This window comes from Betaproteobacteria bacterium (genome assembly GCA_009377585.1).
GTDB lineage: Bacteria > Pseudomonadota > Gammaproteobacteria > Burkholderiales > WYBJ01 > WYBJ01.
In genome coordinates this window covers 1-10,410 of the sequence record WHTS01000164.1, presented here as the reverse complement: position 1 = coordinate 10,410, position 10,410 = coordinate 1, and the positions used below count along the sequence as shown (strand labels likewise).

Sequence of the window (10,410 nt, the reverse complement as noted above, 5' to 3'; positions counted from 1 at the left end):
CCAGCGCTCGATCGCCGCCCTGCGCCGCCGTGCCGCTGACCTCGGCTTCGCAATCACCCCGACCGCTGCAGCCGCTTGATCGGCGGCGTCAACGTACATGTTTCTCATGAGAGGAGGGGAAAGGCGCGCCGCCAAGGCGGCCGGGCTGCCGAACGAGCAACCCTGAAACGGCCGGCACACCTTGCGATACACTTGATTCGCAGGCTATGTTGGACCGCCGATTTGGACAATCGAGGCGGCGGGCGTGCTCCGAGCGCCGGCGCGATCCGTCTGCGGATCACCCGGCCGGCACGCGTGCTGCGGAACCACGTTCGTTGCGACGCTCACTGACAATCGCTTTACGGTGAGGAGCCGATGAAGATCGCCAAGACTACAGCCTGGACGCTGCGCGTCCCTTACGAATTCCCGTTGATCAGCGAGAAGCAGCACGCGCTCGTGACCTTCGTCGAGATCGAGACCGACGACGGCATGAAGGGGCACGCATTTTCCTCCTACCCGCTGCGCTACAGCATCGCGGAGTTCATCAACCGCGAAGCGAGGGACCTGCTCGCGGGAATGGATCCGCTGCGTCCCGACGCCGTGCGCACCGCGCTCTACGTAAAGCTCGCCAACAAGCTCTACATGGGCGTGTGGTCCTGCGCCGCGAGCATGATCGACATCGCGCTCTGGGACATCAAGGGCCAACTGTTCGGGCAGCCGATCTGGAAGCTTCTCGGCGGCGCGCGCGAGAAGTGTCCGATCTACATCACCTTCGGACTGCCGCGCTACAGCCGCGACGAGCTGGTCGAAGTGGGCCGGCAGCTGATGGCCGAAGGGCACACGCAGCTCAAGATGGCGATCGCCGCCGGGACGAATCCGACCAATCACATGTACGGCGAACCCACGGATGCGGACATCCTCGAGGATGCGGCGCGCGTGCGCCACGTGCGGGAAGCGCTCGGCGACAAGCTCACGTTGATGGTGGACGCGAACAAGAACGCGAAGCTCACGCAGGCGATCCGGTTCGCAAAGCTCGCGGAGCCTTACGATCTCGAATGGTTCGAGGATCCGGTCCTGCAGGCCGATCCGCGGCTGATGGCGCAGCTGCGGCGTTCAACCAGCATCCCGATCGCCGCCGGCAGCACCGGCACCTCGGACATCTCGACCTTGCGCGAGTATTTTCTGAACGAGTCGATCGACATCGCGCAGCCCAATGTGCGCGACATCGGTGGGTTCACGGGCGGATTGCGTGCGGCGGCGCTCGCCCAGGCGTTCAACATCCAGCTCGAGATGGGCGGCAACTACCCGCATCTCAACATGCATCTGCACGCAGGGGTGCCGAATGGCGGGCGGGTGGAGTTCCACCTCGGCGGGTGGCGCCTCTGCGAGGCGTTGTTCGATGGCGCGCCGGCCCCGGTGCAAGGTTGGATCGCGTTGCCGAATACGCCCGGCCTCGGCTTTACGCCGAAGCCCGGCATCCTCGATCTGGCGGTATAGGGGTCAGGTGATCGACGCCTGATAGATGCTGGCGATCGATGCATCCAGCGCCTTGTTGAACGCCTCGTCGCTTTGTTGTGCGGTGAGACCCTCGGTCAACGCCCGCGAAAAGCTCGCGATCACGCCGGGGTTGCGCGCGAGCAATCGGTTCGCCTCCTCGCGCGAGTAGCCTCCGGAAAGGGCCACCACGCGCAGCACCTTCGGATGCTTCACCAGATCCGCATAGAAATCGGCGACGGATGGAATGGTGAGCTTCAGCATCACCTGCTGCTGCTGACCCAGCGTATCGAGCTGTTTGAGTATGGCCGCCTTGAGGAGTCGCTCGGCGCCTTCCTTGTCCGTCGCATGGATGTCGACTTCGGGCTCGATGATGGGCATGAGCCCGCTCGCCACGATTTGCTTGCCGACGCTGAACTGCTGGACGACGATCTCCTCGATTCCCTTGGCGTCGGCGTGCTTCACGACCGAGCGCATCTTGGTGCCGAAGACACCCTTGTCCTTGGCACGCGCAAGCAAGGCATCGAGACCCGGCATCGGCTTCATCAGCTGCACACCGTTGGCCTCATCGGCCAGGCCCTTGTCGACCTTCAGGAACGGCACCACCTGCTTCACCGACCAGAGGTAGTCGGCGCTGCCCCGACCCTGGATTTCACGGTCCATCGTCTGTTCGAACAGGATCGCGCCCAGGATGCGGTCGCCGTTGAATGCCGGGCTGGTGACGATGCGCGTGCGCATCGCGTGCACCAGGTCGAACATCTGCTGATCGCCTGAATAGCTCTCCTTCGCAATGCCGTACAAACTCAGCGCTTTCGGCGTGCTGCCGCCGCTCTGGTCGAGCGCGGCGACGAAGCCTTTGGCAGATTTGATCGTGTCGTGCTGTTGAGAATTCATGGCGATCTCTCCTGAAAATGAGAAAGCTCGGGTGCCATTGTACGCACACCAGGCCCGGGGCTGGCGCATCGTTTCACGGCATTCGGCGGCATGGCTTGCATCACGCAGACCCGGGAAAACCGTACAGCGCCTCGGGATTGGTCACCAGGATCGTGTTGCGAGTTGCCTCGTCCGGCGCCCATGTCTGCAACAGGTCGAACAGGTTCGCATCGTCCGGTTTGATCTCGGGCCGCTGGCCGATGCATGCAGCGAGCGCGTTCGCCTGCAAGGACATGGGCTGCGCGGGCGTACGCTGCCGACCGATTTTAGCGCGCCGAATGGAAGCGCGCGATATGGCGTAAGCTTGCGCAGTCGCATCGGCGGAGGAGCCCATGAACAAGACTGCTTTGATCGTCGGCGCGGGCAGCGGCTTGAGCGCTGCGCTTGCCCGGGCGCTTGCCGCACGCGGTTACCGCTGCGCGCTGGCGGCACGGAACGTGGAGAAGCTGGCGGCGCTGTGCACCGAAACCGGCGCCGTCGCCCTCGCCTGCAACGCCGCCGAGCCCGAATCCGTGGACCGGCTGTTTGCGCAGCTCGACGAGCGCATCGGCGTTCCCGGCGTGGTCGTGTACAACCCGAGTGGACGGGTGCGCGGCCCGCTGATCGATCTGGGCCCTGCGAAAGTCGCCGAAGCATTGGCGGTCAGCGCCTATGGCGGATTCCTGGTCGCCCAGGCCGCGGTCAAGCGCATGCTGCCGCACAAGCAAGGCGCCATCCTCTTCACCGGCGCATCGGCCAGCATCAAGGGCTATGCCCATTCCGCCGCCTTCGCCATGGGCAAGTTCGCCTTGCGCGGGCTGGCGCAAAGCATGGCACGCGAGCTCGCACCGCAAGGCATACACGTCGCGCACGTCGTGATCGACGGCGGCATCCGCTCCGCACAGCGGCCGGTGCCCGCAGACAATCCGGACAGCCTGCTCGATCCGGAGGCGATTGCGCAGACGTATATGCACCTGATCGAGCAGCAGCGCAGCGCGTGGAGCTGGGAGGTGGAGTTGCGGCCCTGGGTGGAGCGGTTCTGAGCTGCAATCCGGCGGCGCCGGACGCACGCGTTTCTTCCGCAGAGCTTCGTGAGCGCTCGGCGGCCGGCAATGTAGAGCGCCGCCTTCTCCGCATCGATGTACGGCGCGAGCTCGCTTTCCGGTGTTACGAGCCCTTCACCGGAATGCCGCCCTCGCGCACCCAGCGATAGCGCGGGGCCAGGGACGCGGCAAGCGGGCGGCGGCGTGCGTCGTCCACAGCGATCCACATTCGCAGCAGATGGCGCTCGCGCCCGGGCTCGGGATGGTCTTCGTACGCCTCGCGCGCGTGCAGCAGGGAGTGGTTGTTGATGAGCTGAATGTCGCCTTCCTGGAAATCCATGGTGAGCATGAGCTCGCGCCGATTGGCGATTGCCTGCACCGCTTCGAGCGCCTCGAGCTGCAGCGAGGTGGGCGCATAGCGACTGCCGTGACGCGCGGCCGATTCGTAATACGCCACGCTATTGATGCGCGCCGTCACCTTGCCACTGCACTCGCTGAACATGGGGAGCGAGAACAGAGGCGGCTCGCCAGCCGGTTCCTCGCCGCGCCAATCGATGTGAAAGATGCCGTAGAGCGCTTCCAGCAGATCAGGGCGTTCCTCCCGCAGCACGTTGTGTATCGTGAGCGCGCTGGTCAGCTTGCTGGCCCCGCCCTTGCGAGCCGTGCGCAAGCAGAACAGCCCCAGCACGTCGACCGGCAGCATGTCGGTATGGAAGTCCATCCGCTGGTTGGTCTGGTAGCCGCGCGCGTTCGGGTCCGCATGCGTGCGACCCTCGTCGCGGACGTGGCCCAGCAGGTGCCCGCGCGCATTCTGCGACACCGGCCTGCCCAGATGCACCCCGAGCCCCCAGTAGATCAGCTCGCAATCGGCGTCGCTGTAGCTCGCACGCGGTATCCCGCGCAGCAGCTTGAAACCGCGGCCGCGTTCGATCTCGTCCAGGATGCCGGCCATGACGGGTGCGAGCCCCGGCAGTGGAAAACGCTCAGTGCCGAACGGTACGCGGGCGCCATGCCGCTTGGCATGTGCAAGCGCCGCTTCGATCTCGGCCAACTGGGCATCGTCGAAGCAGTGAATCCACGCGCAATCGTTCTGGATATCCGGCCCTGCCCAGGCGGCTGGCTCGGTGATCGCTGCATGCACAGGCAGCATAAGAAAACACGTCCTATCGAGCGGATACACGGCGGCGCGTCCATGCTGCGCCCATGCGAAGCAACGAATCGCGACTGCGCACTATCGCTTCGACTATAGATCACGCGCAGCGCGCCAGCAATATGTCAGCGCGGCTCGCGTCCCGATTGCTGCGCCGGAGACGTGTTGTCCACTGCCTGGTCCCGGTGCCTGGCGGCCCGCACCAGCAGCATGAAGGTGACCGGTGTGCTCAGCGTCATGAATACCCCGATCAGGATCTCGTGCAGCACCGGTCGCGACTCGAGCGCAGAAAACAGGATCATCGAGGCGATCAGCACCAGTCCCATGCCGAGCGTCGTTCCCAACGTGGGCGCATGCACGCGTTCGTAGAACGTCTTCAGTCGTAGTAGCCCGATGGATCCGATGAGCGCGAGCACGGCGCCGGCGAGCAGCAGCAGCGCCGTAACGAAGGCGGTCAGGGCGGAAAGGTCGGAAGCATGGCTCATTCGATCACCGCCCCGCGCATCAGGAACTTGGCGAGCGCCGCCGTCGCCACGAACCCCAGCATGCCGATCGCCAGCGCTGCCTCGAAATAGTCCGAGGTGCCTTCGCGCATGCCGAACGCGACCAGCATTAGCATGGCGTTCACGTACAGCGTATCGAGCGCGAGCACCCGGTCCTGGGCGCGCGGACCGAGCATGAGGCGCAAGGTGGCACACGTCATGGCCAACGCGAGCAGGATTTGCGCAATCGTGATCGCGATGGCGAGCAGATCGACGGAATTCATGGAAAGATCTCCAGCAGCCGGCACTCGTAGCGTTCCTTGATGACCGCGATCCACTCGCTCTCGTCGATCAGGTCGAGAATGTGCAACGTGAGAACGCCGCTCGACGAGTCGTAGCCGGCCCAGGCCGTGCCCGGTGTCGCCGTGACGATGCACGCAAGGGTCGCGAGGCCCGCCGGGCTCCGTAGCTCGAGCGGGATATCGAGGAACCCCGCGCTGCGCCCCCGGGTGCGAGCATGGATCACGATACGCGCCACGGCCAGGTTCGAGCGCACGATATCGGCAGTCACGACGAAGGCGAGCCCAAGTACAACTCGCAGCCGGCGCACGGGCGTTCGCGGCGGACGCAGCGACGCATAGCCCAGCGCGGCGGCGACGGCGATCCAGAAACCCAACAGCCAATGCGCAGCCGCGAGCGTCTGGGTGAGCAGAAGCCATACGACGGTCAGGCAGGCCGTCAACAGCGAATACGGCAGCCAGGTTCTCATCGCGCCCCAAGGACCTCCTGGATGTATTGCTGCGGGGTGTGCAATGTGTTCGCGGCATCCTGCAAGTAGCGCATGGCCGGGCCGGCTTGCAGGGTGAGCGCGATGCACAACGCGAGCAGCAGGGCGACCGGCGCCATCTCGATGAGACGCACGCGGGGGACGTTCGCTTGATGCGACGCCCAGAAGATTCGCACACCCGACCGGCCCATCGCGATGGTGGCGGCCAACCCCGAAAGCGTGAGTAGCACCAGCATGATCCAGGCCGATACGGCCACCGAGTCCGCTTGCAGCAATGCCGACAGCAGCGCGAATTTCGCCACGAATCCGGACAGCGGTGGAAGACCCGCCAGTAGCAGCGCACACGCACCGAAGCTCAAGCCGAGCAGCGCCATGGCGCCCGGAATGGCAAGGCCGATCTCCTCTGCCGGCTCGGGCTCGGCGTCCACATCGCCGAAGGCTTCCGCCGTGACTGCCAGCACATCGGCGCCGGGGCCGCGCGAGCGCTCCACCAATTCGATCAGCATGTACAACGCGCTCACTGCCAGCGTGGAGACGACCAGGTAGTAGAGCGCCGCGCCGGTGACGGCGGCCTGGCCGGCGCCGATCGCGGCGAGCAAGGTACCCGCGGACACGAGCAGGCTGAATCCGGCGACATGGGTCAGATGCTGCGAGGCGAGCACGCCGATCACGCCGAAGGTCAGGGTGGCGAGCCCGCCGTACACGAGCACCGCCGCGCCGAAGCCGGCCGATGCGCCGCTGCCTGCGCCGAACAACAGCAGCCAAACGCGCAGCACGGCATAGACACCCACCTTGCTCAGAATCGCGAACATGGCCGCCACCGGCGGCGGAGCGGCGGCGTAGGTACTCGGCAGCCAGAAGCACAAGGGCCACATGCCCGCCTTCACCAGGAACACAATGGCGAGAATCGCAGCTCCGATCTCGAACAGGACGCGATCCGCCGGCGCGGTATGCGCGGCGCGCAGCGCGAGGTCCGCCATGTTGAGCGTGCCTGCAACCGCGTAGAGAAGACTTGCGCCGATCAGGAACAGCAGCGAGGCGGTGAGATTGACGATGATGTAGTGCAGGCTCGCTCGAACCCGGGCCGGACCCGAAGCGTGCAGCGCCAACCCATACGAGGCGGCCAGGAAAAGCTCGAAGAAGACGAACAGGTTGAACAGATCGCCGGTGAGGAAAGCGCCGTTCAAGCCCATCAGCAGAAACTGCAGCAGCACGTGGAAACGCGGCCCGGCGCGATGCCAGCGCGCGAGCGAAAACAGCAATGCCGCCATGCCCAGGATGGCGGCAAGCAATACCATCATCGCAGACAGCCGGTCGGCCACCAGCACGATGCCGAACGGTGCGGGCCAGTCGCCCAGCCGGTAGACGTAGGCTTCCGGGGCGTCGACCGAGCGGATCAAGGCGAGTGCCGCGAGCAGCAGCACGGAAAGCGACACGAGGCTGATGAGCCCCTTGAGGGCACGGCGACGCTCGTCGATGAGCAACACGAGTGCGCCGGTCGCGAGCGGCAGCACGACGGGGACGATCGGCAGGTGATCGGCCCACGCGATCACGGCACCTCCGCGTCCGCTTGGTTCTTGTCCGCTTGGTTCTTGTCCGCTTGGTTCTTGTCCGCTTGGTCCTCGTCCGCTTGGTCCTCGTCCGCTTGGTCCTCGTCCATTTTCCCGTCGACATGATCGGTCCCGGTGAGCCCGCGGGCCGCGAGCAGCACCACCAGCAGCAGCGAGGTCATTGCAAAGCTGATCACGATCGCCGTCAGCACCAATGCCTGCGGCAACGGGTCGGTGAACGCCGCAGGATCGGGCACGACGCCCGCCGCGACGATGGGCGCCGCATCGACCTTGAGCCGCCCCATCGCCAGAATGAACAGATTCACCGCATAGGACAGCAGCGACAAGCCGATGACCACCTGGAAAGTCCTGGGCCGCAGCAGCAGCCAGGTGCCCGACGCGGTCAATACGCCGATCGCGAGGGCGACGATGAGCTCGTTCACGACGGCGGCAGCCGATGGGTGCGAATCGATTGGTGCGACAAGGCGATCAGGATGAGGACCGTCGCGCCCACGACCAGCAGAAACACCCCGATGTCGAACAGGAACGCGCTCGGCATATGCAGCTCACCGAGCAGCGGAACCGAGACGTGTGCCGTATGCGAGGTCAGAAACGGATGCGCGAACAGCCACGCGCCCACGCCGGTGGCGCATGCGGTCAGAAGGCCAATGCCGATCAAGCGCAGCGGACGCAGATCGAGCCGGGCCTCGGCCCAGCGCACCCCGCCGGCCATGTATTGCAGGATCAGCCCCACCGCCATGGTCAGGCCCGCAACGAAGCCGCCACCCGGCAGGTTGTGCCCTCGCACGAGGAGATACATCGCCAGCACGATGATCACGGGGAACATCAGCCGCGTGATGAACAGCGGCGTCATCATGTCGTCCCGGGAGGTGTTCTCTTCCTGCACCTGCTGCTGCGTGGGCAGCTCCACGCTCTCGCGCGCGGGCCGGAACCTGCGCAACAGCGCATAGACGGCGATCGCCACCACGCCGAGCACGGTGATCTCGCCCATCGTATCGAAGCCGCGGAAGTCGACCAGGATGACGTTGACGACGTTGGTCCCTCCGCCTTCGGGATACGCGCGCGTCATGAAATAGTCCGAGATGGTGTCGGGCGGCACGCGCGTCATGACCGCGTAGGCCACGCTGGCGAGGCCGCCACCTGCGATCAAGGCTAGGGTCAGATCGAGCGATCGGCGCGGCAACGCGGCACGCGCCCCCGCCAAGGTCCACTTGAACGGGATGCGCTTCGGCAGCCAGCGCAGCCCCAGCAGAATCAGGACCGTGGTCACGATCTCGACCAGCAGTTGGGTAAGAGCGAGATCGGGCGCCGAGAACCATACGAATGTGATGCAGGTGACGAGCCCCGCGCCGCCGGTGAGCATCAACGCCACCAGCCGGTGAAACTTCGCTTGCCAGGCCGCGCCTGCGGCGCACGCCATGCCGATCCCCCACAGGATCGCGAGCGCGAAATCGGCGTGTCCCAGAGGGAGAACGTCGATGTCGAGACCGTGTCGATAGACGGGCCAGCACGCCGCAGCAACAGCGATAAGCACGAGCCAGCGCAATTGCGGCTGCAGACGCGAGGTGCCGAGCACGCGCTCCAGGACACGGGCGCCCCGCCACGAAACCAGGACCAGCGCCCGGTCGAACAGTGACCGTCCGTCGAGATCCGGCACCAGCGGCGCCCCAGCGGTGCCGCGCGTCAGCCGCCTCTGCAGTAGCAGATAGAGAGCCGCGCCGCCCGCCAGCGCGAACAAGCTCATGACGAGCGGCCGGTTGAATCCATGCCATACCGCGAGGCTGTACTGCGGCGTATCCGCACCCAGCACCGAGCGCACCGCCACATCCAGGAACGGCCCGATGGTCCGCGCCGGAAACATGCCCACCGCGACGCAGGCGAACACCAGCAGCTCGATCGGGAATCGCATCCAGCGCGGCGGCTCGTGCGGCGTGCGTGACAGGCCCTGCGGATCGGGCCCGAAGAACACGCCGTGGATGAAGCGCAGCGAATAGGCGACGGCGAACATGCCCGCCACGGTCGCGACATACGGCAGCATACGATCGAGCAGCGGCAACGGCCCCTCGACGTCGAGTGCCTCGGCGAAGAACATCTCCTTGGAGAGAAAGCCATTGAGCAGCGGCACGCCCGCCATGGCGGCAGCGGCGACGATCGACAAGGTTCCGCTGATCGGCAGGAAGCGAATGAGCCCGTTCAAGCGGCGGATGTCGCGCGTGCCGGTCTCGTGATCGATGATGCCTGCGCCCATGAAGAGCGAGGCCTTGAACGTGGCGTGATTCACCATATGGAAGATCGCCGCCACGGTGGCGAACGGGCTGTTGAGCCCCAGCAGCACGGTGATCAGACCCAGGTGGCTGATGGTCGAATAGGCGAGCAGCCCCTTCAGGTCGTGCTGGAAGATCGCCATGTAGGCGCCATAGACGAAGGTGACGAGCCCCGCCGTGCCGACGATCCAGATCCATGCGTCCGTACCCGACAGCACGGGCCACAGGCGCGCGAGCAGGAATACGCCGAGCTTCACCATCGCGGCCGAGTGCAGGAAGGCCGACACCGGTGTTGGCGCTGCCATCGCATGCGGCAGCCAGAAGTGGAACGGGAACTGGGCGCTCTTGGTGAGCGCGCCCAGCACGACGAGGATCAGCGCGGGCAGGTACAACGGGCTTGCCCGGATGACATCGCCCGCGGCGAGCACCTCGTCGAGGTCGTAGCTGCCGACGATGCGGCCGATCACCAGCACACCCACGAGCAGGCACAAGCCGCCTGCGGACGTGACGATGAGCGCCATACGCGCCCCGTCGCGCGCGGCCGCGTTGTGATGCCAGTAACCGATCAGGAGAAACGAAAAAAGGCTGGTGAGCTCCCAGAAGAAGACCAGCTGGACGAGATTCCCCGACAGCACCACGCCGAGCATCGAGCCCATGAACGCGAGCAGGAAGGAGAAGAAGCGCGGCACGGGATCGCGCGGCGACATGTAGTAGCGCGCATACAGCAC

10 protein-coding genes and 1 pseudogene are annotated in these 10,410 nt (G+C 65.6%); 2 read left to right on the top strand and 9 right to left on the bottom strand.

Translation table 11 applies throughout. The annotated features are described in order from the left end of the window. Positions 1 to 354 precede the first annotated feature (354 nt). Entirely contained in the window at positions 355 to 1,476 is a 1,122-nt protein-coding gene (locus GEV05_28600) for a mandelate racemase/muconate lactonizing enzyme family protein (GenBank protein MPZ47252.1), read from the top strand. Positions 1,477 to 1,479: 3 nt separating this feature from the next. On the opposite strand, the gene GEV05_28595 is transcribed toward GEV05_28600, so the two are convergent. Beyond that, on the bottom strand, positions 1,480 to 2,367 hold the full coding sequence (locus GEV05_28595; GenBank protein MPZ47251.1) for a fructose bisphosphate aldolase: 888 nt from the start codon (positions 2,365 to 2,367) through the stop codon (positions 1,480 to 1,482). A 100-nt stretch (positions 2,368 to 2,467) separates the two neighbouring features. Continuing rightward, positions 2,468 to 2,593: pseudogene (locus tag GEV05_28590) on the bottom strand (2-pyrone-4,6-dicarboxylate hydrolase). 145 nt (positions 2,594 to 2,738) lie between these two features. On the opposite strand from GEV05_28590, the gene GEV05_28585 reads away from it, so the two are divergent. Continuing rightward, complete coding sequence (locus tag GEV05_28585; GenBank protein MPZ47250.1) at positions 2,739 to 3,428, top strand: SDR family NAD(P)-dependent oxidoreductase; 690 nt, start codon at positions 2,739 to 2,741, stop codon at positions 3,426 to 3,428. 124 nt (positions 3,429 to 3,552) lie between these two features. Here GEV05_28585 and GEV05_28580 read toward each other — a convergent pair whose 3' ends face one another. The 7 genes from GEV05_28580 to GEV05_28550 all read right to left on the bottom strand — a co-directional run. Then, entirely contained in the window at positions 3,553 to 4,578 is a 1,026-nt protein-coding gene (locus GEV05_28580; GenBank protein ID MPZ47249.1) for a hypothetical protein, read from the bottom strand. A gap of 125 nt (positions 4,579 to 4,703) precedes the next feature. Continuing rightward, positions 4,704 to 5,063 (bottom strand): hypothetical protein, encoded by a 360-nt coding sequence (locus GEV05_28575; protein ID MPZ47248.1) that lies wholly within the window; start codon positions 5,061 to 5,063, stop codon positions 4,704 to 4,706. Further along, the gene (locus GEV05_28570) at positions 5,060 to 5,344 is read right to left on the bottom strand and encodes a K+/H+ antiporter subunit F (protein MPZ47247.1); all 285 of its coding nucleotides are present in this window, start codon (positions 5,342 to 5,344) and stop codon (positions 5,060 to 5,062) included. The genes GEV05_28575 and GEV05_28570 overlap by 4 nt, the downstream gene beginning before the upstream one ends. Beyond that, positions 5,341 to 5,829, bottom strand: coding sequence for a Na+/H+ antiporter subunit E (locus GEV05_28565; GenBank protein MPZ47246.1), 489 nt, complete (start codon positions 5,827 to 5,829; stop codon positions 5,341 to 5,343). Before GEV05_28565 ends, GEV05_28570 begins: the two co-directional genes overlap by 4 nt. Then, positions 5,826 to 7,397 (bottom strand): monovalent cation/H+ antiporter subunit D, encoded by a 1,572-nt coding sequence (locus GEV05_28560; GenBank protein MPZ47245.1) that lies wholly within the window; start codon positions 7,395 to 7,397, stop codon positions 5,826 to 5,828. Before GEV05_28560 ends, GEV05_28565 begins: the two co-directional genes overlap by 4 nt. Further along, positions 7,397 to 7,840, bottom strand: a complete 444-nt coding sequence (locus GEV05_28555) for a Na+/H+ antiporter subunit C (GenBank protein ID MPZ47244.1) — start codon at positions 7,838 to 7,840, stop codon at positions 7,397 to 7,399. Before GEV05_28555 ends, GEV05_28560 begins: the two co-directional genes overlap by 1 nt. Further along, positions 7,837 to 10,410 (bottom strand): monovalent cation/H+ antiporter subunit A (locus GEV05_28550; protein ID MPZ47243.1); only part of this gene is annotated, 2,574 nt, incomplete at its 5' end. The genes GEV05_28550 and GEV05_28555, both read right to left, overlap by 4 nt.

What these genes read in the sequence shown, in the direction of transcription:
- GEV05_28565 (MPZ47246.1), bottom strand. Translation starts at nt 5,829, where the DNA reads ATGAGAACCTGGCTGCCGTATTCGCTGTTGACGGCCTGCCTGACCGTC.
- GEV05_28585 (MPZ47250.1), top strand. Translation starts at nt 2,739, where the DNA reads ATGAACAAGACTGCTTTGATCGTCGGCGCGGGCAGCGGCTTGAGCGCT.
- GEV05_28595 (MPZ47251.1), bottom strand. Translation starts at nt 2,367, where the DNA reads ATGAATTCTCAACAGCACGACACGATCAAATCTGCCAAAGGCTTCGTC.
- GEV05_28570 (MPZ47247.1), bottom strand. Translation starts at nt 5,344, where the DNA reads ATGAATTCCGTCGATCTGCTCGCCATCGCGATCACGATTGCGCAAATC.
- GEV05_28580 (MPZ47249.1), bottom strand. Translation starts at nt 4,578, where the DNA reads ATGCTGCCTGTGCATGCAGCGATCACCGAGCCAGCCGCCTGGGCAGGG.
- GEV05_28575 (MPZ47248.1), bottom strand. Translation starts at nt 5,063, where the DNA reads ATGAGCCATGCTTCCGACCTTTCCGCCCTGACCGCCTTCGTTACGGCG.
- GEV05_28600 (MPZ47252.1), top strand. Translation starts at nt 355, where the DNA reads ATGAAGATCGCCAAGACTACAGCCTGGACGCTGCGCGTCCCTTACGAA.